Here is a 22426-nt window from a genome sequence, read left to right as displayed (position 1 = left end):
ATGATCAGGCACGCCATTTAAAAAATCTGCGCGTTGTTGCAGCTTGATATCGACCATTATCTGGGTTGAAGGCTACGCGGGCAAAATTCCTTAAGCTAAATTTAAGCTAGGCTGCTTAGTGTGCAGGCCATTCCCGTGACACTAATGACCTGCCATGTTTGCTGATTTTCCTTATCACCGTTCCCGCACGTTCAAGCTTTCGGTTGCACTTAGCGTCTTGCAATTCAATGCAATGGTGGCTTTCTGGCTGGCCAGTGCGGTAAATATTCCGTTTTATCAGGCCATTGCTGCCTTAAGCTCCTATCATGGCCTTGCGGCTGCCATTTTCCTGCTGGCAACTGGCCTAATTATCTTTGCCTATTACCTGTTTGCGCTGCAATTGCTGAGCTGGCGCTTCAATGCCAAGTGGGTGGCAGGTGTGTTGGTGGTGATGAGTGCCATGGGCAATTATTTTGTGTCGGAACTGGGCATTGATATTAATCAGGGCCAAATCCTGAACATGATGCAAACCGACCTGCATGAGATGCTGGATCTGGTGTCCTGGCGCGCTGCCCAGCTTAGCGTGCTGACCATTATTTTACCCCTCCTGGTGATCTGGCAGGTCAGGTTGCCCAAAGCTTCTATTAAAACCGTGCTGTTGCAAAAACTGCTGACCTGCGTGGCCACACTGGCCATTATTGCAGGGCTGGTATTTACCTATTATGGCCAGTATGCGCCGATGTTCCGCGAACACCGCAATTTAAAGGAAAAACTCAATCCCAATAACAGTATTAGCGGGCTGCTGAGTTACGGCAAGCATTACTTTAAGCTGGAAGACAAGCCGTTATTGCATTACGGCACTGATGCCAAAATGACAGGCACTACAATGACAGGCACCGCTACTGACTTGCCGCGCCTGATGGTACTGGTGGTTGGAGAAACCGGACGCGCTGAAAGTTTTAGCTTAAATGGCTATCACAGGGACACCAATCCAGAACTCGCCAAGCTGGATGTGCTGAACTTTTCTAACGTGGCATCTTGTGGCACTGAAACCGCCGTATCGGTGCCTTGCATGTTTTCCGGTATGCCGCGCCAGCAGTATGATGCCTCACTGGCCAGCCATCGCGAGGGTCTGCTAGATATTGCCAAGCGTGCAGGCTATGAAGTGACCTGGATTGATAACAATTCGGGCTGCAAGCGAACCTGTGACCGGGTAAGCCGCTTTGGTTTGCCATTGGCAGACAAGCAACGCTGGTGCAATAATGGCGAGTGTTATGACGATATCCTGCTGGATAGTGTGGATGCCTATCTTAGCCAGTTGAAAAATAAGCCGCATCCAGCAAACCAGCTGATTGTGCTGCATCAGATGGGCAGCCATGGCCCAGCCTATTACAAGCGCTATCCAGCGGCATTCCAGAAATTTGTGCCAAGCTGCGATACCAATGCCATCCAGAATTGCAGCCATGCCAGCCTGATCAACAGCTATGACAATACTATTGTGTATACCGATCACATCCTGGCTGGCCTGATTGCCCGTTTAAAACAGCAAACCGGCTTTCAAACCGGGATGTGGTATGTTTCCGATCATGGCGAATCAACTGGTGAACATGGCCTGTACCTGCACGGCGCACCGTATGTACTGGCACCCAGCCAGCAAACCCATGTTCCCATGATTTTGTGGTTTTCCAAGGCGTGGCAGCAGCAACAGCCCACGCTGCTGCCCTGCCTGCAACAGCAATTAGGCCTGCCGCGCAGTCAGGACAATCTGTTCCCCACCCTGCTGTCTGTGTTACATATTAATACCCGGGTCATTGATCCGCAGTTCAACATGCTGTCACTGTGCCACGCATAGGTTTGCTGATGATTAAATTACTGTTTGTTGAAGATGACCCCATGATTGGCGAATCCACCCAGATTCTGCTTCAGCATGAAGGATTTAGCGTCGACTGGGTGCGTAGCGGGCTGGCCGCCATGGATGCACTGGCACGGCATGATTATCAGTTGGTACTGCTCGATCTGGGCCTGCCTGAGCTGGAGGGCATGGAGGTGCTGCGCCGTATTCGCAATGACAGTATCAATAGTGACAGCCAGGTTGCCGTGCTGATCATTACCGCACGTGACACCTTAAAAGACCGTGTACGCGGCCTGAATCAGGGGGCAGACGACTATCTGGTCAAGCCCTATGACTTTGAGGAACTGATTGCCCGCATTCATGCCTTGTTACGGCGCACCAGTCCGGCAGCCTTGCAGGATTATTACCAGATTGGCGGCATTCGCCTGTATCCGACTACGCATCGCCTGTTTAAAGGGGAACAGGAAATTGAGCTGTCCAACAAGGAATGGGCCATTTTAGAACCCATGATGATGCATCCCCACCAGATTTTTTCCAAAAGCCATCTGGAACAAAAACTGTATGACTGGCAAAGTGATGTGAGCAGCAACACCATTGAAGTCTACATTCATCATCTGCGGCAAAAACTGGGCAAGGATTTTATCCGTACCGTACGTGGAATCGGCTATTGTATTGACCAGCCCTCTGATTAAGCCGGATTTGTGTTTATGCCCCTAACGCTGCCAGCCTTTCGCATCCTGTCACCCCAGCAGCGCTCACTGCGGCAAAAGCTGCTGTTTAGCCTGACCGCCTTTAGTGTCTTGCTGTTTTTGCTGCTGGGCTATTCAGCCTACAGGATTGCACTGGAAGAAACCCAGGAAATTCTGGATCAGCAAATGAAGGAAATGGCATATTTTCTGGCGGAAACCTCTATTGACCATCTGGATTCTGCGTTTCGGCCCAACCACCGTTATGATGAAACCGATGTGTTTATTGACATCTGGACTTATCCGTCAGCCCATGCCAGCCAGCGCAAGCAGGTCCTGCGTGAAGACCCGGATCGCATTCGCCTGCCCCGCATGGCCCAGCCACAGTTCCAGCAGGTGCATTCATCGCGGGGGGAACTGAAAGTATTTGTGTTGCCGCTCCCAGACCGGCAAATCCAGATTAGCCAGCAGCTTAAGGTACGACGGCATCTGGCACAGGAACTGGCCTTGAGCATGCTGATTCCGTATGTGCTGCTGGTGCCTTTTCTGGTGCTGGGACTGGGCTTGCTGATTCGACGCTTGTTTAAGCCAGTTGATGCGCTGCAGCGCACCATTGCCTCACGCAATCATGGTGATTTAACCCAGATTGACACCCGGCATTTACCGCTGGAAATCAAGCCTGCCATTGATGAATTTAACCAGCTATTTCAACGCATTGAACAGGCACAGCAGCAACAGCAGCAGTTTATTGCCGATGCAGCGCATGAACTGCGCTCACCCATTACTGCCCTTAATCTGCAACTTAAAGTCCTGCAAAAGACCCTGCCGGCTGAATTAACGCAGGATCGCAACTTTGCCAGCTTAACGCAGGGCTTACAGCGCATTCAGCATCTGGTGCTGCAAATGATGACACTGGCGCATCAGGAAACCCAGTCTGCCAGCCCGCAACCGCTAACAGATTTGGTCGTACAGGTGCATTTTGTGATTGAACAGCTAATGCTGAGTGCCCGCAAAAAACAGATTGAGCTGGGACTGGATAGCCGTATTACGCAGCTTCAGGTTGCCGCTGATCCGGTACAACTGCAATCCATCCTGTTTAACATGATCGACAATGCCATCAAGTACACACCAGTAGGCGGTGAAATTGCCATTTGTTTAACTCAGGATGCACATCGGGTTTATTTGAGTATAGAGGACAGTGGGCCTGGCGTAGCAGCCACCGATTATCCCAAACTGACTGAACGCTTCGTGCGCCTGCCGCAAACCCATCAGGACATTGTCGGTAGTGGGCTGGGGCTTGCCATTGTAAAAAACGCGGTACAGCATCTGGGCGGCTCGCTGGAATTTAGCCAGTCAGTACGGCTCGGTGGCTTAATGGTTAAGGTGAGCCTGCCGTACTAACTGAACGCTCTGTCTGTGCTGAGCGTACCAGCCATACATTTGAATGATAGCGCATAAGCCCAGATTTACGGCCCACGCTACCCATAGTGTCCATAAATTATGGCTTAAAAAATGCGCGCCACGCATCATTTGCCCCCAGCCCATGGCAAAACCCAGAATCAACGTGGCCAGCAAATACCACACTGCGCGCTTGGGCTGTTGGTTCCAATAGGCAAAAAACAGGGCAATCAGGGCAAATCCGGCAGACGCATGGCCACCGGGAAAGCAATGCCCCGCCTTGGTCAAATGATCCAGCCAGACCACATGCTGCTGTTGGACTTGCACCAGACTCCATGGACAGGCATGTTCAGATTGTGATTTTAGCAGCCCCACCAGTGTGGTGGTTAAGGCAGTAGAGAGCAGTACATAGCCGCTTGGCCAGCGATAGTGATGCCAGTTGATCCGGTAAAAACTGCCGATCAACTGAATCATTAGTATAACAATGAGGCCAATAATCACATTCTTAACGCCATGATGGGCAATATGGGTCAGCCACCAGTTGTCACGCGCAAAAAAGTGGCCAGTGTTATCCACCCACGGGGCAATCAACCAGTGATCCAGCGGCCCATTGACCGGGAAAAACTGGATGAGCAGCAGCGCATAGGCCAGCAATCCAGCCGCATTGAACAGCCAGAATGTTTTGGAATATTGGGTTGTGGTGATTGCCATTGCTATTTAATGCCATCTCTTGGGGTATGCAAACGGTAAAAGCGCCAGCTTAAATTTTGCTTAAGCAACTGGCTTAAACCTGCTTACTGGCTTAACACGATTGATTGATGGCTGTTTATTTATTATGGGTTGATGCGCTGTGCCTAGTTTTTTTCACTCAAATATTTCCAGTAACGGCGCGGCACCTGCTGGATATGCAGTTTCAGATTTTTGCGCTCAACAATGTTGGTGCTTTTAAAATAATCCTTCCACAGCTGGTCATACAGCGCTTCCTGTGCGTCTAAGGTAATGCTGCTGGCGGTGAGCCGGGCCTGCTCAATCATGGATTTATTGGCTTCACTGGAGAGCTGAACTTCATGCACCTGCTTTAAATCATAAAACAGGCCATACTGACGTTTTTCATCATAAATCAGCCAGTGCTGGTCGGCATAGCGGCGTTTAAAATGCGGCGCAATCAACGGCAGCACATTAAAATCCGGGCTAATCACGGCAAAATAAATGCCCTCGCTGGTTTTTTTAAAGCGCACAAAGGCTTCCATCCGGTGTTTTTCCCGACTCACACTTTTGGCCATTTGCGTAACGGCCAATACTGCTGGATGACCATAATTGGCATGCACCGCATCCTGATGGTCAAACACATAGCAGGCCAGCTCAAACAAGTGCTGAAAGGTGGCGGCCTGCTCGGACAAATAGCTAAAATAAAACTGCCGGCTAAAATTACCACTGGTTTTCTGGCACAAGGCCGTCCAGACCCGTTTGGCATTGGCGTCATTACTGATAATCGTAATTTCTTCGGCCAGCCTGCCTTGATCATCCAGGCCCTGCTCATTTAGGCCTTGTTCATCCGAACCCCATGCACCTAAGCCCTGTGCAAACAGTTCCGGCTGAAAGTCTTTTTCACAATAAATCCGCAGCTGACCGTCCTTAAGCCGCTGCCTTTCCTTAAAGGCATAGGCGCGAAAGATACAGCACAGTAATCCGGCAAAACTGCCATCAAAAATATAGCTAATCATGCGGGTACTTGAAAACACATGACTTAAAAGCCAAGCTGCAACTGTGGCGATAAGGTAGTGGCATACTTGGAATTGGCCACCGCCAGAATACTGCTACGGATTTGTTCAGGCGTGGGATTGCGCAAGCTAAAGGGCGTATCGGCACAGCGAATAAAATGCCGTGCCCGGTTATAGGCCACCCCCATACGCTGCAACTGATCGCTATGCAACTTGCCAAAGCGCCGCGCCTGCACAATCTTGCGCGCTGATTTCACCCCAATGCCCGGTACCCGCAAAATCATCGGGTAATCTGCGCGGTTAATGTCAATGGGAAATAAATGCGGATTGCGCAAGGCCCAGGCCAGCTTGGGATCAATCTCCAGCTCAAGGTTGGGATGCTGTTCATTGACAATTTCCTGCACGCCAAAACCATAAAACCGCAGCAGCCAGTCAGTCTGGTACAGGCGATTTTCCCGGATTAAAGGCGGCGGTGTGCCAATGGCAGGCATACGCTGGTCGTGACTGATTGGAATATAGCCGGAATAATATACTCGCCGAAGCTGAAAATTCTTATAGTACTGATCAGCCAGCAGCAACACATCCTTATCCGTATCTGCCGTTGCACCTACCACCATTTGCGTGCTTTGACCTGCAGGAACAAACTTCGGCGTACTGCGAATGAGCTTGCGATCCTGCTTAAACTGCACAATATTGCGGTGCACAATGCCCAGATCATGTTTTACCTCGGCATGTGATTTTTCCGGGGCTAACAGCTTTAGTCCGGCTTCGGTGGGCATTTCCAGATTAATGCTCATGCGATCAGCATAAAGTCCGGCTTCCTGAATCAAGGCCTCACTGGCACCGGGAATGGTTTTTAAATGAATATAACCATTGTAATGTTCTTCCAGCCGCAGTTTTTTCACCACCTGAAGCATACGCTCCATGGTGTAATCGGCGTTTTTAAAAATGCCCGAGCTTAAAAACAAGCCTTCAATATAGTTGCGCCGGTAAAAATTCATGGTGAGTTGCACCACTTCATCCACGGTAAAGGAGGCGCGCTTGATGTCATTGCTACGGCGTGACACGCAATAGGCACAATCAAAAATGCACACATTGGTAAACAGGATTTTTAACAGCGACACACAGCGCCCATCTTCGGTATAGGTATGGCAAATGCCGGAACCCGTGTCTCCCACACCTTTTTGCCCGCCGCCCTTGCTGGTATTTTTTCGGTTACTGCCACTGGATGAACAGGACACATCATATTTGGCGGCATCGGCCAGAATTTGCAGTTTTTCGCGGATGCGTTCAGACATGATGATAATTTTGCTGGGCAGTAATAATGATTTTTAGCTTAGCAAGATTTCAAACAGGGTTAAAAGAGAGGAAAAATTCAGCGCGACAGGCTGTGTCTGCGTCAGGGTTGAAAAAAACCGGACTATTTGCCCGGCTTCTTATCATTTAAATCTTTTATCCTGTTACTTTTTACTGGCGGCCATAATCGGGCAACCCTTAAATTGCGCGGCCTGTGCAATGGCATCCTGCTCTCCCAACACGCGGGACAGCTCGGAGTTTTGCGTGCGCTGCGACTGGCCCACATTCACCGATACACTGGGGCCAATACCCCAGCCACCACGTCCAAAGCCACCCCCCACGCCTAAGCCTACCCCCACACCAGTGGTTCTGGGACTGCTGACGCCACGCTGGATGTACTGCGCAATGCGGCCATATTCAGCATGCAGTTGGGCGCAGTTGAATGCCTGATACTGGGTGGGTGACACATACATGGGCTTGACGCTGGAGGCACAGCCAGTCATCACAAGTCCACTGGCCATCAGCACGCCAAAAGATAGAAAATGATGTTGTAAAGCCCGATGTTTTAAAGCCACGATGATGCCCTCTTTCCCATTAGTTTAAATAGCTTATATTAAGCCTTGCTGATTTCATCAAACAGGTTCACATAGGCCTGCGTGAGTTTGTGGTCGGCATTTAAATGAATCAGTGGCTGGTTTTTCTGGTGCGATTCCTTCATCACCACCGAGGTTGGCAGCATGGTATCAAACACCGGCAGTCCTTCGTCTTTAAGTTCCTGTACCACCTGCTGTGGCAGCTTGGCCTGACTCTGGAACTGGTTCACCACGATGCCTTCTACCTCAAGCGCCGGATTATGGTCACTGCGGGTTTCCACCACATTTTCCAGCAGGGTTTGCAGGGCACGGCGGGAAAACACATCACAGTCAAATGGAATAATCACTTTTTCTGCTGCAATTAATGCCGACAGGGTAAAAAAGTTAAAGGCAGGCGGCGTATCAATAAAAATTTCATCGTACTGGCCAGCCAATTCATTCAATGCATCGCGCAGTTTGAAAATCTTGTGCTTGCTTTGTAGCGGATGTTCCAGCGCGCCCAGATTTGGGCTGGAAGGAATCACAAACAGGTTGTCAAATGGCGTGCTGTGAATCACTGCATCCAGACCGCGTTCCTTGTTTTTTAAAATGGAACCCAGCGCCGAGCCAATCAGGCCCTTACCTTGCGCGGCATTCAATACTTCATCAAAAAAAGTTTCAATATTAGGTTCCAGCACCGGATTATTCTGGCCATAGGTGGCTTTTTCGCCCAGCAAATACTGGCTGGAATTACTTTGCGAATCCAGGTCAATCACCAGTGTACGCTTGCCACGGGCTGCACTAATCGCTGCCAGATTCACGGTAATACTGGACTTGCCGACACCACCTTTTTGATTAAATACCACACGACGCATTTGTTTTCCCCTTCAATAAAAGCTGGCCTACCTGATTCTGAGATTAGTTTATTTGTCAGGCTAATGTGTTGCAGACTGTATAACAGTCATGGCAGTTAACTGGTTTTGCTGAATTGGTTGAATTTGTGGAACAACAGCAACGGACTGAGCATTTTGCTGGGAAGCTACGTTACCGGAAAAATCAGGTTTCAACACCACCAGCGTGAGTAAGCCGGCAAAGGCAATGGCTGCCACAAAAGCACCCGCCTTACGCTGGGCCAGACTCATGTCCCGTTTGCCAAACGCCTTGATGGTAGCCGATAAAATCACCACAAATAAAATGATCTTGCCATAAAACCAGGGCTGCACCACAAACTGGTTCTGGTACAACAAGACCATGCCGGTCAAAACCAGCACGGTAAAGGACAGATGCTGCAAGGCCACCAGCACAATACGGCCTGCTTTTGCAGGCTGGTTTTGCGGTGCGCGGAACAGCAAGGCAGCCCGGATTAAAAAACTAATTAGTGCCAGACTGCCAAAGGTCATGTGAATAATTTTTAAAATTAAGTGTGAATCCACCCCATGTCCTCTTATTGATTGCGTGATAGCTCGCGCTTTGGCTATTTAAACTAAAGGTTATTTAAAGCAAATGCCTGAATATGCTGTTTAAATTTAAGATTTAGGCTGATGCGCACATTGCGGGCTGTCTGGTGCATCACCCGTCCATTCATCCGCACTATAGGCATGAATTGCCAGCGCATGAATGCGGCTGGGTGCAATCAGGTCACCCACCGCGCCATACACCTTCTGGTGCCGTTGTACCAGCCGCAAGCCCTCAAACTGGCTGCTCACCACCACCACCTTAAAGTGTGATTCCTTGCCGGGAAAATAGCCACCATGCCCATGTGACTCGTTTTCAATCAGCAAATGACTTGGGGACAAAGCCTGCAAGCGCTGCTCAAGTTCGGTTTGTAGGGTCATGGCTACCTCATCCTGTTAAAAATAAAGTTTGGCAAAAGTGAGTCGTGAGTCTAGTCATGGCGCAGCTGACGCGGTCTAAAGCCGGCCAGCAACAGCGCAATGCCATACACCACCGCACCCAGCGCACACAAGGCCAGCAGCTCAATAATGCGCATCCATTGCGACACATCGCCATTGTAAAATTGTATCGCGGCCAGCAGGGCAGCCACCATGGCAGCATTTGCAAACCCGTACTGCACAAAGATTTTTTTCCAGTGACTGCCAAAGCGGTACACCTGCTGCTTATGCAAGTACCAGTACAGCAGACCTGCATTGACAAACGCCGATCCCGTTGAAGAAATGGCCAGTGCAATATGGGCAGCATCCCAGTGCATCAGCTTAAAAGTTCCAATCAGCACTACGTTAAGCAGCATATTGGCAAACACTGAAATCAGGCCAATTTTGACTGGGGTCTTGCTATCCTGCCGGGCATAAAAACCGGGCGCAAAGATTTTAATCAGCATAAAGGCCAGAATACCACCGGACATGCCGCGTAAGGCCCATGCTGTCATTTCCACATCACGCGCGCTAAACGCACCATGTTGAAACAAGGCCTGAATCATGGGTTCGGCCAGCACCATCATGGCCAAGCTGGATGGAATGCCCACCAGCATGATTACCCGCGCTGCCCAGTCAATCATATTGCGGAATTTTTCATGGTTTTTTTCGGCATGCTGGGCGGACAGTGAGGGTAAAATTACACTGGCAATGGCAATGCCAATCAGGCCCAGCGGCAGCTCGGTCATGCGCTCGGCAGTATACAGCCACGACACTGAACCATCCTGCATAAAAGACGCCCAGATGGTGTTGAGCAGCAGGTTAATTTGCGTTACCGATACGCCAAACAGCGCAGGCAGCATCAGGCGTAAAATACGCTCTACGCCTTCATGCTTAAAGTCCACTTTGGGTGGCACCAGCAGTTTTTTACGCCACAGCTCGGGAATTTGCAGCGCCAGTTGCAGCATACCCGCCACCAGCACGGCCCAGCCCAGCACCATGATTTGCTGCTTGCCTTCAAAAAAATCAACAAACCACCATGCTGCTGCAATCTGGGTAATGTTCAGCAAAACCGGGGCAAATGCCGTGCTGGCAAATGAACCATAACTGTTCAGGATACTGCTGGAAAACGCGGTCAGCGACATAAACAGCAAATAGGGAAAGGTCAGGCGGAACAGCTCAACCGCAATGCCAAATTTTTCCGGGTTGTCATGGAAGCCCGGCGCATACACATACATGATGGCAGGTGCTGCAAACAGCGCAATAATGGTCAGCGGCATTAAAATGGTGAGTAGCGTGCCGGACACACTACTGATCAGCAACTGGACTTCGGCATGGGCGCGCTGGGTTTTATATTCGGTCAGTACCGGAATAAAAGCCTGTGAAAATGCCCCTTCGGCAAACAGGCGACGGAAAAAATTGGGAATGCGAAAGGCCACCACGAACGTATCAAATACCCCGCCTGCGCCAAATACATTTAGCAACACCATATCCCGGACCAGGCCCAGAATACGCGACAGCATGGTCATTGCACTAAAAATAAAGGTCGAGCGCCACAAAGCCATATCCCCAAGCAACTGCTGACTAAAAATGCGCTATTGTAGATGAAATTAATAGCAGCCGTTGTAATATCGCTGCGCTACCCGTGTTTTAATTCACCTTAACCTTGCAGGTTACTGTTTACCAGTGACTGTCCAAGCGCCTATGTTCAGCAATTCTGAGTTATAACTGCACAACTCCAATGGCATCTTCATGCAGGCTACTTAAAAACAGCTTGCCTGCATGTTCGCGCACGCCGGTAATCATGTGATAGTCAGCCGGGTTGATTTCAATATTGTGCACCAGCCTGCCATGAGCGTTATAACCCAGCACCTGTGCATGTCGCTTCACTGGCATGTTCAGGCGGCCAAGCGTATGGGCAAGGCCTGTCCGCACGCCATAAGGCAATTTTTTGAGCCAGTGCAGGCGCCAGTCAGCGGCGCTGGGAATTGCAATCCAGATGATGCCGGACTGACCCGTGGACATATTGTCAGGCACACCGGGCAGTGCACTAAACAGGCTGGCATGCCTTGATACAATATTCACCTGCATCACCTGATTGCTGCCGGTTTCTGCCACCAGTACCATGGATTCATCAGACGACAGGGTTACGCCATTGGCAAAGGCCAGCTTGTCCAGCAAGGTTTCCACATGGCCATCCGAGTAAAGGCAATGCAGTGCGCCACTTTTGGGATGTTGAATTAAATCCATCTGCCATTCATCCACCGCATGATGCTGTGATGAAGTACTAAAGAAAATCCGGCCATCACGGGCAATGCTGGCATTGTTGCACAGCCGTATCCGTTTGCCATTAATCTGATCCACCAGTACCCGCACTGCCCCAGTCTGGATATTAACCCGTAATAACTGGCCCAACTGGCCGTCACATACAATCAGATGGGTTTCATTCTGCACCTCAATGCCAAGAGGCCGCCCTTGCAGCGTAGTAATTAACTGGCTGGCCCCTGTGGTGGCATTAATCCGGAAAATCCGGCCATCAGCAAGGCCAGTCACCAACTCGCCACTAGGTAAAATAGCCACATCTTCCGGTGCAACACCGGGTACAGGTAATCGCTGGCAGGCATAGCGCATGGGACTTTCCTTTTGAATGAGTTTCCTTGCTAAAACAGTCCAGTACAGTGGACATCATCCCTTATTATTGATGACTTGAACCAACACTTTACCGGTATGGTATTTCTCGTTTTAAACGTTTATTGTTCAAATTTCAAACTGGGCAGTAGCTGATAGTAGCTATAGTTGCTTTTTCCTACGATGCATCCGCATAATAACTGGCGATGGCCCGGCGAATGCGCTGCCAGTCCAGATGCTGGCCCGGATCAGTCTTGCGCCCGGGTGCAATATCAGAATGCCCGGCCAAATGCTGCCGGGTATGCGGATAAGCCTGCTGAATACCAAGAATAACGGCAATCACAGCCGCATATTGTTCATCAGTAAATGGCTGGTCATCCGTGCCTTCTAATTCAATCCCAACCGAATAATCATTGCATTCCGGCACACCCAGATAACTGGAACGTCCCGCGTGCCAGGCCCGGTCATGGCATGAGACAAACTGGATAATTTCACCCGTGCGCAGAATCAGCACATGCGCCGATACTTTCAGTTCATGGATGGTTTGAAAATACGGATGGGCATTGGGATCAAGCTGATTTTGAAAAAACTGCTCAATATAACCGCCACCAAACTGGGCTGGCGGCAGGCTGATATTGTGCAGCACAATCAGGCGGACGCTGGTCTGCTCAGGGCGTGGGTTAAAATTGGGAGAGACTACATGCCGGATTGAAATCGAACAGCCATTATCAGGACTGGAAACTTGCAGCCAGCCATCCGGATTAATGGTTAGGGGTGACCAGGCAGAAACAGGTAATGCGTCAGTGCCCGTGTCCATTGATGCAATACCTCACTGATTCAAATAAAAGTAAGAATAACTTTATTGGTTAGGCGGTAAGTTGTTTAAGGCCACCCACCACTGATTGCAGGGCACGGTCAATAATCTGTGGCTGGTCATCCACCAGACGGGCACGGCCCTGACTCAGCTCAACCGCAAGATGCATTTGTGACATTTCAGCCACTTTAATGCCGCGCCGATTGGCAAAAATCAGCTTTTCCATACTGCGGATACGTGCCACCAGCTTGTGACGTTCCAGCTGATCGGTGGCACTAAACTCAATCCAAGCCCCCACTTTCAGGTGCTTGACCATTTGTACATACTTGTCACTAGCAGGCAAGGTTTCACCTTGGTATAAATCCACCAGTTCCGACTTGGGTAACACCACACTCTTGAAATCATTGCCTGAACCGCTTACCGCCTGATCGACTGCAATCCGATCTACCCCATCAGCCCGCACATCCTGGTCTTCGGTCAGCACTTCAACCACGGGCGTTTCAAGACCATCAATGGTTTCCTGATGCACGCGGTCAATTTCACGCAGCAGGCTCTCAGACTTGATGGGATCAAAATTAACTGAAGACAATCCTTTTTTCAAACTGTTACTTAGCTTGGGCGCAACACTTTTTAAGCGATCCAGCCATGCCGGGTCTTTTTTAACCGGCATCATCGACCAGATTAACGCGTCTACTACCTTTACGGCCTGCCGCCATGATTCTGCATCCTTGCCATCCTTCAAGAAAGACAAATACAGCACATGACGCCAGCCTTCCTGCAACAGGCGAATCACTGCCATCGGCAAGCGACGGCCAGTCAGCTTCTGGTTTAACACCAGTTGCACTTCACTGCGCGCCAGTTCGGCCTTGGCACGGCGTTCCTCAGCCTCACGGGTACGCTGGTCTATCAGGGCAATGCGTGCCTGCTGTTCTTCATAAAACTTGTTGAAGTCTTCCAGCAACTCGGTAAACACGCTCATGTCGCTGGTAAAATCGGTCAGAATTTTAAAAACGGTTTCTTCAATTTTCTTGTAAAGAATGTCTGATGCAGGTGCTTTTTCATCCCAGCCAACCCCGGCCTTGGCCAGACTGTTAAGCAGCAAGCGGGCCGGATGTTTTTCAGTCTTAAAAAACTGGTCATCCAGCAAGGCAACTTTCAGCATGGGAATCTGCAAGCGGCCAATCAGCGCCTTCATGGCCGTCGGCAAATCCTGATCATCCAGAATATAGTCAAACATGGCCGATACCAGATTGATGATATCGGTGTCTTTCTGGCCAATCAGCTCAACAGTGTCTTCATCATTCTGTAATTGTCCGCGAATGTGCTCGCGTACTTCAGCCACGGATGGAATATCAGCATTTACGGCCACTGGCGTGAGCGGCTGGATGTCCTGCAACTTGCTCAGGCGGGTCATCAGCTCGGTGGTAGCAATCAGTTGTTCCTGCGCCAGCGGAAAAATGTTTTGTGGCATCAAGGGAACACTGGCCACACTTTGACTAATCTGGGCAAAATGCTGGGCTTGCTGCACCAGACGTGCCGGATCAACCACAATGCCACCTGTGGTGGTGGTTTGCAGCAACGGTGAATTCAGATCGGTATTAAGTTCAGTCACCTGCCCGCTGGTATTGCCATTACTACTACCATCTGCCGAGCCGCTGCCTGCATTTTTCTGGTTCAGGTCACGGATATCACGTAGCACATCCACCAGATCGGGTTCTTCTTCCTCAATAAAGCTACTATCATCACTCACCCGGGCAGCAACAACCGGCACAGGTATTTGCGCCTGCTCCAGTGCATTACTCACCAGGGCAGTTACTTCGCGCATGTCCAACAGCGTGGCAAACTGCCGTAGCAAGACAGTTTTTTGCAGGATGGTCAGGTTATTGTCACCAAAGCACTCCGGCACCAGGTGTAATAATACCTTGGGATGAAAAGGCAACTGATCGGCATATTTCAGGGCAGGCAGTAAAGCGCTCAGGCGGTTAAAGGCATCAGTAATGACCTGATCTGCCTGATGCAGTAAACGGGTAGATAGCGTTTCGATAACCACATTGAGTTCAAGCTCGTCAGAACCTACCAGTGCAATGGAATCCAGCGATAGCCCAGCTACAGACGTGCCTTGCTCCTGGGGCTGATGCGCCAGTTGCTGGAAGTTTTGCCATTTTTCATTGAACAGCCCAGTAACCTGGCCATTGATCTCATCACGGCGATGGCGCAATAATACAATAATGTCCAGATAGGCCTGCTGCTGACCATCAGGAATTCCTTCACATGCTGTCATCAGGTAGGAAGGCAGCTCAGCAAGAAACGACTGAAATCTGGTTTGAAAATATGCAAGCACTTGAGGGCGCAATATGTCACTAAAGCGCAGCAATATTGCAGATCCACTCGGTATCTGATTTTGACTACTCATGGCCATACACACTAATACAGTTATCGATCCTTGAACGCTTACTATATACTTGTTTGGCGATTCTTGGCGAGTTTTTTAACGCTTGAATTATGTATAATCGGTCACGATTTTACACCAATATTTGTTGTTTTATCTTTAGTTTATTCAAATTTCTGGTTGGCGATATGATCTCTTCTGAGCTGCTTGCATGCGCGATTTCACATAATATTAAACAGGCCTTAAATGAAGATATCGGCACGGGTGATATTACTGCCTGTTTGATCCCTGAACATGAACAGGCGCGGGCTGTTGTGATCACCCGGGAATACATGGTGCTGGCAGGCCAGCCTTGGGTCAATGCCCTTTTTCAACAGCTTGATCCAGCGGTTAAACTCAACTGGCTGCATGCTGAAGGCACGCAGCTTAAAGCCAATGAGGCTTTTCTGAAACTAGAAGGCAATGCCCGTAGCCTGCTGACTGGCGAGCGCCCGGCCCTGAACTTTATCCAGACTCTCTCTGCTGTGGCAACTAAAGTGGCCGAATATGTGGTGCTGCTTGATGGCCTGCATACCAAGTTGCTGGATACCCGCAAAACCCTGCCCGGCCTGCGGATTGCACAAAAATATGCCGTGGCGATTGGCGGTGGACAAAATCATCGCATTGGCCTGTTTGATGCGTTTTTGATTAAGGAAAACCATATCATGGCGGCAGGAGGCATTGCGCAGGCAGTAGCAGCTGCGCACCAGATTGCACCCGGTAAACCTGTTGAAGTGGAAGTGGAAAGCTTTGACGAGCTGGATCAAGCATTGCAGGCAGGTGCTGACATTGTGATGCTGGATAACTTTACTAATCAGCAAATGACAGATGCTGTAAAGCACGTGGCTGGTCGCTGCAAGCTGGAGGCCTCTGGCAATATTGGCAAGCATAACCTGCGTGAAGTGGCGCAAACTGGCGTGGATTATATTTCCATGGGCGCTTTAACCAAGGATGTGAAAGCCATTGATTTGTCGATGCGACTGGTGAAGTAAGCTGAGTGTAACGTGCTGGGTGCATTGCCCAGCCTGCATTTATTCTATATTTCAGGCAAAAAAATCATTGGCTACTTCTTGCCATTGATAAAATCGTTTGGTGCCCAGTGACAGCATTTCCCTGTCCTCAATGGTATCGCCATAAACATAGACCTCTTCAAAATCAGAGAGGTTATAGTTCTCAAGTATTCTGTTTTTCTTGATGATGCCACTACAATCTTGATGCTTATACATCCCGGTCAACACGCCGTGGTTTTCTTCTATTTCGTTGCAAATCAAATCCAGCCCATGTAATTTACACCATGGCTTTAGATACACATCTATTGACGCAGAAATCACCACAACCTTATCGCCTTGTGCCAAGTGCCAGTCAATCTGCTGCATGGCATTTGGGCGAATCACCTGTGGCAGATCATTCTGGCTATACTCAAGGGCGGCTTTGCGTAACAGCGCAGCATTAGCCCCCTGAAATCCAGATTTAAAGATTTTTGACCTGATTACTGAGCCAGATATAAACCCCAGCTTGTATCCCACGATATAAGGAAGCAGCATTAGCTTGCCCCATTTGAGTCGTTTGGGATCAACCGTTCTATAAATAAATGGTGTAAATGTATCACTCTGCGTAATCGTGCCATCAAAATCAAAAAATGAGATATTCACCATAAGTTTCCATTTTTTATTTACTCATCGTTTTTATTTTCATAATCAGCCGGCAATATTTTATATTTTTTAAAAAACATAGAGCGCACAGCATCACTAATATCTTCATCATGTTTAATAATTAAATAAATATCTTTTTTGGTGAGTGGCACAGATTTCATTATTTGCGGTAAATCTACCGTTCTAATAGCTGTTACTTCACTGGGTTGTTTCAAAATATCAGCATCCTGCTCTTTAAAATCAAAATTCACTCCCTGAAGATTAAAATAAACCTTCACTCTTGCATTTAAATGATCACTATCTTGATATAAAACAGTACCTTCAGGCAGGACAGTATATTGCGCATAATTTCCTGCATTGGATGAAATCAGCAAAGGTCTTTCCAGCACATGTATTTTGGGCACTTCTTCCTTACTCCATAGATAAATATTGACTGCGGCCTGAATGAAAATAATCAAAAACAGCCCTGTTAAAAATAAATTTTGTTTTTTCATCATTAAGATTTACTTTTTTTGAGATCTATAGATGTTTTTCATATCAATCCTTATCGCAGGCGCAGTTTTTAGATAGTCATTCAGGTTATCTGGTAAAATATAAAACTGGGCGTCTGATAGTTACTCAACTTAAATGCTGCTTTTGCTGTGACTGGAAACACCTTATCGGGGTTTATAAACCTTTCAGAATGTTTAACGATATCAGGGATTGCCTGTCTGGCTGCTTCCAGACTTTGGGTAGTACAGTTAGGGCCTAATGCAAAATAATCTTGCGCTAGAATATAGCTTTTATAATGCACTGTTTCTCTTGCAGGTTTTGCTGTTTTAATTAAATTATTATAGTACGCAATCACTTTACTGGCCTGATTATCAAAAATCTTGTATCCATAGCCATAGGTTGTTCGGGATCTGGCACTATTTAAACCCTGTCTGTTTTCATCAGCAATATATGCCTGAAAATTATTCCATACTCTTAATACACCCTCTCCCCTGGGGCTACTGGCACCTTCCAAAGTAATCCAGCCAAATTTCTCAGGTTTAACTTTTCCATATCGTCCAAAGTCGTAGATATAATCCTGACCTTTAAGCTTAATATAGATTGCTGTATGGCCATAAGGAGATTCTGTATCGCCCTCACCATAAGCACTACCTATTAATAAATGTAATTCTGCTTCTGGTGTAAGGTGAACATTTTGCGTTGGTAAGCTCGTTTTATTAACGGTTTGACTTGATGTAACTTTAGCCCCCATGGGTCATATCCTCCTGATCAAACCATTTGACTTCCAGCTCATCAGGCTCAGGGGTATGAATAGTTTTGGTTAGTCCTTCATCATCTGTATAACCATAAATTTTTAATCCTGTTCTTTTATTCAAAATAGAATACGGAATACCTGCGATCACTTCATTTGTGGTGGCATTTATGGCTTTAAAATTTCTATGATGTGAATCTACTCTGATATCAGGCAAAAATGTTCTTAAAACATCTACCTTCTCGCCTCCTAAAAACTGATGCTGTCCGGCTTTGGCTTCAAACTTGCCGCCAGTTATGACTTCAATGCCTTGAGCACTGATTTTGACTTGTGAGCCGCCTGCACTTAATACAGGCGTGGCAAACCCCAAATCATCGAGGGCTGATTGCTGATTCATCTTATTGGCCTTATCTTTAATTATGATGCATTATTCAAATTAGTTCGCATTCTAACCAAACTCTGAATTTTTACCAAATGACTTTTATTGTTGCAACCCAGCTTGAAGACAGTGTCGTGGTGGCTGCCGACAATCGCATAACCATTGAAAACAGTTTGGCTAAGAGTCGCCATGCCGATACCTTACAAAAAATCCGTTTCTGGCCGCAGGGCATAATAACTGGTACGGGTGAAAGCCTTGTACTTGAAAGAATTTTTAAATCTTTTCAACAAAATAATAATCCTGAGCAATTACCTGCATTATTGCGTGATGGTTGTGAGGCAAGACGTCTGGAAATTGGTGAGCATGCACAACTTGAAAAAACCCGGCTGCTTTATTCGTATACTACGGGAACAGGCATTTGCTTAAAAACGGTAGGCAGATTTGCAGAAAATATAGTGGTCAATGCAATTGAGCCAATGACCATGGAATTATTCGTATTTAATGAGGACATTAGCCCAATTTATCAGGAGCTTATTCAGTTACAGCAAAATTTACGCAATCCGCAGCAATGTCGCTCTACAAGTGACTGGATGAATACTTATATTGCACCGCTCACGACCATTTTTAAAAAGTTCAGTCAGTCAGATAAGACAGTGAGTGCCAGTTTTGATCTTTATTTTCAAACGCCGACCCAGCAGTTGTTGCAGCATGTGGATGCAACTTAAAACAGCTTTAACGATATTTTTAAGCCGTTACCCTTAATCAAGCTGATGCAGGGTAGCGGCTTATCACACTTAAGCCGCTATGTTTTCGGCTGAAGTTGCAGCAAGCTGGCATTTGGCCCATCTTCCAGCAACCAGATTGACCCATCCGGGCCTTGTTCTACTTCACGAATACGTGCGCCCATCTCAAAGCGTTCAGCCTCGCGTGCGATATTGCCATTAAATTCAATACGAATGAGCGCCTCTGAAGATAAGCCCCCAACAAAGGCACTATTTTTCCAGGCTGGAAACTGGTTGCCGCTATAAAACATCAGGCTAGAGGGTGAAATCACCGGAGACCAGCTCACGGCAGGTGCCTTGAATTCAGGCCGGGTGTCGTGGTTAGGAATGGGTGTGCCATCATAATGATCGCCGTTAGACACCAGCGGATAGCCATAATTGCGGGCTTTTTCAATCAGGTTAAGCTCATCGCCGCCCTTGGGACCCATTTCAATTTCCCACAGTTCACCTTTGGCATTAAAAGCCAGCCCCAGTGGATTACGATGGCCAAGGCTCCAGACCTGCGCCGCCACACCGCCCTGGCTGGCAAATGGGTTATCCGCTGGAATGCTGCCGTCATCCTTAAGCCGGATGATTTTGCCAAGATTGGTGCGCATATCCTGCGCGGGATCAAACTTTTGCCGTTCGCCAGAGGAAATCCACAGCAGGCCGCTTTGATCAAAAGCAATACGGTGGCCAAAATGTCCATCGCCTGAGACCTTGGGCACTTGCCGCCAGATGACTTGAAGCTGGGATAACTGGCCGCCACCCGTGTTGTTCAGTGTTAGCTTGCCGCGCGCTACTACTGCGCCTTTGCCACCTGTACCACTTTCAGCATAACTTAAATAGACCAGACCGTTTTTGGCAAAGTCCGGATGTAGCACGATGTCGCCAAGACCACCCTGTCCGCCATAAGCCACTTGCGGGATGCCAGTAATGCTGCCGGTTTTTCCGGTTTTAGTATCATAAAGCTTTAACTGGCCTTTTTTTTCAGTCACCAGCAAGCGGCCGTCGGGCAAAAAGGTCATGGCCCACGGTTCATTAAACTGGGTGACTTTACGGCTGCTAAAGCTGGTTTTGCTGTCCACGACAGGGGCAGCTTCCGCAGCCGTGCTATTGGACGAATTATTGCAGGCCACCAAACTCGCCATCAGGCCAGCCATGAGCAGGGTCAAGGTGGTACGCTTAAACATGGACTTCTCCATCAGGTGGTTTCAAGCCATACGGCCAGTTCACCGTTTTTATTGGTTCATATCAAACTAAACATTTAAGATCAACATCTCACGAATTGACCATAAAACAGTTTTTCCATGCCTGTGCATGAGTTTTGTGACGGTCTACCCTGAAAGTTTTGCAGCATAAAAAAAGACGAGATATTTCTCGCCTTTTTTAATTTGCGGTTAAGCTAGCGCCATGTTTATCAAACAGCACTTATCAAAAAAACACCCTTTAAGATAAGGCTCACCAAGACAATGCTTACCAGCCCAGTGCTTTTTGCTGCGCCAGAATCAGCTCGGCAATGCCTTTTTCGGCCAGTTCCAGCATCTGGTTGCATTGCGCGCGGTTAAAAGGCTTGCTCTCGGCAGTACCCTGCAATTCAATAAATTCACCAGATTGGGTCATCACCACGTTCAAGTCGGTTTCGCATTTGGAATCTTCTTCGTAGCACAAGTCCAGCAGGGCTTCACCCTGATACATGCCTACAGAAATCGCCGCTACCAAGCCTTTTAGCGGATCACTTTTCAGTTTTTTTTGTGCTTGCAATGCAGTCAACGCATCAACCAGTGCTACCGCGCCACCTGTAATGGCTGCTGTACGGGTGCCACCATCAGCCTGCAATACATCGCAGTCAATGGTAATGGTGTTTTCACCCAGTTTTTTGAGGTCAACCATCGCGCGCAGGCTACGGCCAATTAAGCGCTGGATTTCTTGCGTGCGGCCAGATTGCTTGCCACGCGCCGCTTCCCGGTCATTGCGGGTATGGGTAGAACGCGGCAACATGCCATATTCGGCAGTAATCCAGCCCTGGCCAGTACCTTTTAGGAAGCGTGGCACGCTGCTTTCCACACTGGCCGTACACAGCACCTTGGTGTTGCCAAACTCAACCAGCACAGCACCTTCAGCATAACGGGTATATTGACGGGTAAACGTTACAGGTCTGAGTTGATCGTTACTGCGTTGGTCAAAGCGCATGGGATTTCCTTGGCTGGCGTTAGATTTTAAGGGGCATTATAACAGCACATTAAATGAAGATAACCCTGCACATTAATAGATATTGGGTAATTATAGAACACTTTATGATACTGAAAACATGACTAATGCTTAGGAGATTACTTCTCCCCTTATATTCATTCTTTCTGGATTAGGTTATTTATTCTTGTTGCCTTGTGTGCGGGCAGCTAAATACCTTCATTTGCAACTTTCACCTCCAGAGCTTTTAATCGCTTCTTAAACTTTTCCAGATTATGCTTTATTTATTTTTATGATTAGCAAGATGATTAAGTCAATTAAACCATTTCCGCCACCATTTATTTGCTTTTTCCTGTTCAGCTTCTCTGATGATTTTCTCAATTTCTGCTTCCATTCTAGGTTTATTAGCCTCTCTTATAAGTTTTAGCACTTGATTTAGATCATCTCGTTGCCATAAGTGAAACAATCCCATGGTAGCGCCCATTGCTTCTAAAATCATTTGATGTACTTCTTCATTGTCATAGCCTTTTAATTTTTTACTCAACATATCAATAACTAAATCAGTCAAATTAGGCTGTAGGTCATTATAAAAATTTATTGTTGTAAGATCTTCTAAATTATCATCTTGTATAGTCCACTTTGGTACTGGTAAGTCAAAACTATCAAAGATGCTACTCACTCTTATGATGTCTTTATAGCGCATAATTCTTTGAGTGCCATTGAATCGAATCTCTGTTATTTTTTCATCATCCCATGTTAGCTCTTTAGTCAAATAGGGATTAGGTTCTTCATTTTCAATGTCCTTATTTTTATGGTTAAAAAGATTAAATAACCCGAATCGCGGATAAGCAATTGACTTGAAAAATAAGAGGACTAGAGCCATCAGTTGAGTTACCACACCAAACTCACAACTCTAGTCCTGATGTTCAATAGTACCGAATTATTTTGCGTAATTG

General features: G+C 47.7%; 22 protein-coding genes and 1 pseudogene. 5 read left to right on the top strand and 18 right to left on the bottom strand.

Features of this window, described 5'->3' with window-relative positions:
• Positions 1–154: 154 nt before the first annotated feature.
• From E2B99_RS12210 to E2B99_RS12200, 3 genes are read left to right on the top strand one after another with little or no spacing between them, the layout of a single operon-like run.
• Positions 155–1831, top strand: a complete 1677-nt coding sequence (locus E2B99_RS12210) for a phosphoethanolamine transferase (RefSeq protein ID WP_134245282.1) — start codon at positions 155–157, stop codon at positions 1829–1831.
• Between the two features lie 8 nt (positions 1832–1839).
• Complete coding sequence (locus tag E2B99_RS12205) at positions 1840–2523, top strand: response regulator transcription factor (protein WP_134245280.1); 684 nt, start codon at positions 1840–1842, stop codon at positions 2521–2523.
• Between the two features lie 15 nt (positions 2524–2538).
• Positions 2539–3918: a sensor histidine kinase gene (locus E2B99_RS12200; protein WP_134245278.1), complete on the top strand. Its 1380-nt coding sequence runs from the start codon at positions 2539–2541 to the stop codon at positions 3916–3918.
• Here the strand turns inward: E2B99_RS12200 and E2B99_RS12195 are convergent.
• The 11 genes and pseudogenes from E2B99_RS12195 to E2B99_RS12145 all read right to left on the bottom strand — a co-directional run bounded on the left by E2B99_RS12195 (position 3889) and on the right by E2B99_RS12145 (position 15230).
• Positions 3889–4626 carry a phosphatase PAP2 family protein gene (locus tag E2B99_RS12195; RefSeq protein ID WP_134245276.1) on the bottom strand — a complete coding sequence of 246 codons (738 nt, stop codon included), beginning with the start codon at positions 4624–4626 and terminating at the stop codon, positions 3889–3891. The genes E2B99_RS12200 and E2B99_RS12195 overlap by 30 nt on opposite strands.
• 143 nt (positions 4627–4769) lie before the next feature.
• Positions 4770–5639: a TIGR03915 family putative DNA repair protein gene (locus tag E2B99_RS12190; protein WP_134245274.1), complete on the bottom strand. Its 870-nt coding sequence runs from the start codon at positions 5637–5639 to the stop codon at positions 4770–4772.
• Positions 5640–5662: 23 nt separating this feature from the next.
• Positions 5663–6934: a putative DNA modification/repair radical SAM protein gene (locus E2B99_RS12185; RefSeq protein WP_134245272.1), complete on the bottom strand. Its 1272-nt coding sequence runs from the start codon at positions 6932–6934 to the stop codon at positions 5663–5665.
• A gap of 162 nt (positions 6935–7096) precedes the next feature.
• On the bottom strand, positions 7097–7453 hold the full coding sequence (locus E2B99_RS12180; protein ID WP_134245451.1) for a hypothetical protein: 357 nt from the start codon (positions 7451–7453) through the stop codon (positions 7097–7099).
• Positions 7454–7545: 92 nt separating this feature from the next.
• Positions 7546–8379 carry a ParA family protein gene (locus E2B99_RS12175; protein ID WP_134245271.1) on the bottom strand — a complete coding sequence of 278 codons (834 nt, stop codon included), beginning with the start codon at positions 8377–8379 and terminating at the stop codon, positions 7546–7548.
• A gap of 174 nt (positions 8380–8553) precedes the next feature.
• Positions 8554–8937, bottom strand: a pseudogene (locus tag E2B99_RS12170) (SirB2 family protein); the annotation flags it as partial.
• Between the two features lie 93 nt (positions 8938–9030).
• A complete protein-coding gene (locus E2B99_RS12165) occupies positions 9031–9339 on the bottom strand; it encodes a BolA family protein (RefSeq protein WP_134245269.1) in 309 nt (102 codons plus the stop codon).
• A 50-nt stretch (positions 9340–9389) separates the two neighbouring features.
• The gene (murJ, locus tag E2B99_RS12160; RefSeq protein WP_134245268.1) at positions 9390–10940 is read right to left on the bottom strand and encodes a murein biosynthesis integral membrane protein MurJ; all 1551 of its coding nucleotides are present in this window, start codon (positions 10938–10940) and stop codon (positions 9390–9392) included.
• 157 nt (positions 10941–11097) lie between these two features.
• Entirely contained in the window at positions 11098–12006 is a 909-nt protein-coding gene (locus E2B99_RS12155; RefSeq protein ID WP_134245266.1) for an SMP-30/gluconolactonase/LRE family protein, read from the bottom strand.
• Between the two features lie 175 nt (positions 12007–12181).
• The gene (gene ampD / locus E2B99_RS12150) at positions 12182–12820 is read right to left on the bottom strand and encodes a 1,6-anhydro-N-acetylmuramyl-L-alanine amidase AmpD (RefSeq protein ID WP_134245264.1); all 639 of its coding nucleotides are present in this window, start codon (positions 12818–12820) and stop codon (positions 12182–12184) included.
• Between the two features lie 49 nt (positions 12821–12869).
• Positions 12870–15230, bottom strand: coding sequence for a DUF1631 family protein (locus E2B99_RS12145; RefSeq protein ID WP_240687826.1), 2361 nt, complete (start codon positions 15228–15230; stop codon positions 12870–12872).
• Between the two features lie 164 nt (positions 15231–15394).
• On the opposite strand from E2B99_RS12145, the gene nadC reads away from it, so the two are divergent.
• Complete coding sequence (gene nadC / locus E2B99_RS12140; RefSeq protein WP_134245260.1) at positions 15395–16237, top strand: carboxylating nicotinate-nucleotide diphosphorylase; 843 nt, start codon at positions 15395–15397, stop codon at positions 16235–16237.
• A gap of 51 nt (positions 16238–16288) precedes the next feature.
• Here nadC and E2B99_RS12135 read toward each other — a convergent pair whose 3' ends face one another.
• The 4 genes from E2B99_RS12135 to E2B99_RS14765 all read right to left on the bottom strand — a co-directional run bounded on the left by E2B99_RS12135 (position 16289) and on the right by E2B99_RS14765 (position 18537).
• Entirely contained in the window at positions 16289–16900 is a 612-nt protein-coding gene (locus tag E2B99_RS12135; RefSeq protein WP_134245258.1) for an HAD-IB family phosphatase, read from the bottom strand.
• Positions 16901–16917: 17 nt separating this feature from the next.
• Positions 16918–17394, bottom strand: a complete 477-nt coding sequence (locus E2B99_RS12130) for a hypothetical protein (protein WP_240687825.1) — start codon at positions 17392–17394, stop codon at positions 16918–16920.
• A 77-nt stretch (positions 17395–17471) separates the two neighbouring features.
• Positions 17472–18140 (bottom strand): hypothetical protein, encoded by a 669-nt coding sequence (locus tag E2B99_RS12125; protein ID WP_240687824.1) that lies wholly within the window; start codon positions 18138–18140, stop codon positions 17472–17474.
• Complete coding sequence (locus tag E2B99_RS14765) at positions 18130–18537, bottom strand: hypothetical protein (protein ID WP_205669681.1); 408 nt, start codon at positions 18535–18537, stop codon at positions 18130–18132. Before E2B99_RS14765 ends, E2B99_RS12125 begins: the two co-directional genes overlap by 11 nt.
• A gap of 77 nt (positions 18538–18614) precedes the next feature.
• On the opposite strand from E2B99_RS14765, the gene E2B99_RS12115 reads away from it, so the two are divergent.
• Positions 18615–19244, top strand: a complete 630-nt coding sequence (locus E2B99_RS12115; protein ID WP_134245256.1) for a hypothetical protein — start codon at positions 18615–18617, stop codon at positions 19242–19244.
• 77 nt (positions 19245–19321) lie between these two features.
• On the opposite strand, the gene E2B99_RS12110 is transcribed toward E2B99_RS12115, so the two are convergent.
• From E2B99_RS12110 to E2B99_RS12100, 3 genes are all read right to left on the bottom strand, one after another.
• A complete protein-coding gene (locus tag E2B99_RS12110) occupies positions 19322–20473 on the bottom strand; it encodes a PQQ-dependent sugar dehydrogenase (protein ID WP_134245254.1) in 1152 nt (383 codons plus the stop codon).
• Positions 20474–20756: 283 nt separating this feature from the next.
• A complete protein-coding gene (rph, locus tag E2B99_RS12105; protein ID WP_026472240.1) occupies positions 20757–21473 on the bottom strand; it encodes a ribonuclease PH in 717 nt (238 codons plus the stop codon).
• A gap of 310 nt (positions 21474–21783) precedes the next feature.
• Entirely contained in the window at positions 21784–22353 is a 570-nt protein-coding gene (locus E2B99_RS12100; RefSeq protein WP_134245252.1) for a hypothetical protein, read from the bottom strand.
• Positions 22354–22426: the final 73 nt, after the last annotated feature.

This window comes from Alkanindiges illinoisensis, assembly GCF_004377485.1.
Classification (GTDB): Bacteria; Pseudomonadota; Gammaproteobacteria; order Pseudomonadales; family Moraxellaceae; genus Alkanindiges; species Alkanindiges illinoisensis_A.
Note: the sequence above shows the minus strand (reverse complement) of the source record. Positions and strands in the feature narration are given on the sequence as shown.

What these genes read in the sequence shown, in the direction of transcription:
- E2B99_RS12210 (WP_134245282.1), top strand. Translation starts at nt 155, where the DNA reads ATGTTTGCTGATTTTCCTTATCACCGTTCCCGCACGTTCAAGCTTTCG.
- E2B99_RS12205 (WP_134245280.1), top strand. Translation starts at nt 1,840, where the DNA reads ATGATTAAATTACTGTTTGTTGAAGATGACCCCATGATTGGCGAATCC.
- E2B99_RS12200 (WP_134245278.1), top strand. Translation starts at nt 2,539, where the DNA reads ATGCCCCTAACGCTGCCAGCCTTTCGCATCCTGTCACCCCAGCAGCGC.
- E2B99_RS12195 (WP_134245276.1), bottom strand. Translation starts at nt 4,626, where the DNA reads ATGGCAATCACCACAACCCAATATTCCAAAACATTCTGGCTGTTCAAT.
- E2B99_RS12190 (WP_134245274.1), bottom strand. Translation starts at nt 5,639, where the DNA reads ATGATTAGCTATATTTTTGATGGCAGTTTTGCCGGATTACTGTGCTGT.
- E2B99_RS12185 (WP_134245272.1), bottom strand. Translation starts at nt 6,934, where the DNA reads ATGTCTGAACGCATCCGCGAAAAACTGCAAATTCTGGCCGATGCCGCC.
- E2B99_RS12180 (WP_134245451.1), bottom strand. Translation starts at nt 7,453, where the DNA reads ATGGCCAGTGGACTTGTGATGACTGGCTGTGCCTCCAGCGTCAAGCCC.
- E2B99_RS12175 (WP_134245271.1), bottom strand. Translation starts at nt 8,379, where the DNA reads ATGCGTCGTGTGGTATTTAATCAAAAAGGTGGTGTCGGCAAGTCCAGT.
- E2B99_RS12165 (WP_134245269.1), bottom strand. Translation starts at nt 9,339, where the DNA reads ATGACCCTACAAACCGAACTTGAGCAGCGCTTGCAGGCTTTGTCCCCA.
- murJ (WP_134245268.1), bottom strand. Translation starts at nt 10,940, where the DNA reads ATGGCTTTGTGGCGCTCGACCTTTATTTTTAGTGCAATGACCATGCTG.
- E2B99_RS12155 (WP_134245266.1), bottom strand. Translation starts at nt 12,006, where the DNA reads ATGCGCTATGCCTGCCAGCGATTACCTGTACCCGGTGTTGCACCGGAA.
- ampD (WP_134245264.1), bottom strand. Translation starts at nt 12,820, where the DNA reads ATGGACACGGGCACTGACGCATTACCTGTTTCTGCCTGGTCACCCCTA.
- E2B99_RS12145 (WP_240687826.1), bottom strand. Translation starts at nt 15,230, where the DNA reads ATGAGTAGTCAAAATCAGATACCGAGTGGATCTGCAATATTGCTGCGC.
- nadC (WP_134245260.1), top strand. Translation starts at nt 15,395, where the DNA reads ATGATCTCTTCTGAGCTGCTTGCATGCGCGATTTCACATAATATTAAA.
- E2B99_RS12135 (WP_134245258.1), bottom strand. Translation starts at nt 16,900, where the DNA reads ATGGTGAATATCTCATTTTTTGATTTTGATGGCACGATTACGCAGAGT.
- E2B99_RS12130 (WP_240687825.1), bottom strand. Translation starts at nt 17,394, where the DNA reads ATGATGAAAAAACAAAATTTATTTTTAACAGGGCTGTTTTTGATTATT.
- E2B99_RS12125 (WP_240687824.1), bottom strand. Translation starts at nt 18,140, where the DNA reads ATGGGGGCTAAAGTTACATCAAGTCAAACCGTTAATAAAACGAGCTTA.
- E2B99_RS14765 (WP_205669681.1), bottom strand. Translation starts at nt 18,537, where the DNA reads ATGAATCAGCAATCAGCCCTCGATGATTTGGGGTTTGCCACGCCTGTA.
- E2B99_RS12115 (WP_134245256.1), top strand. Translation starts at nt 18,615, where the DNA reads ATGACTTTTATTGTTGCAACCCAGCTTGAAGACAGTGTCGTGGTGGCT.
- E2B99_RS12110 (WP_134245254.1), bottom strand. Translation starts at nt 20,473, where the DNA reads ATGTTTAAGCGTACCACCTTGACCCTGCTCATGGCTGGCCTGATGGCG.
- rph (WP_026472240.1), bottom strand. Translation starts at nt 21,473, where the DNA reads ATGCGCTTTGACCAACGCAGTAACGATCAACTCAGACCTGTAACGTTT.
- E2B99_RS12100 (WP_134245252.1), bottom strand. Translation starts at nt 22,353, where the DNA reads ATGGCTCTAGTCCTCTTATTTTTCAAGTCAATTGCTTATCCGCGATTC.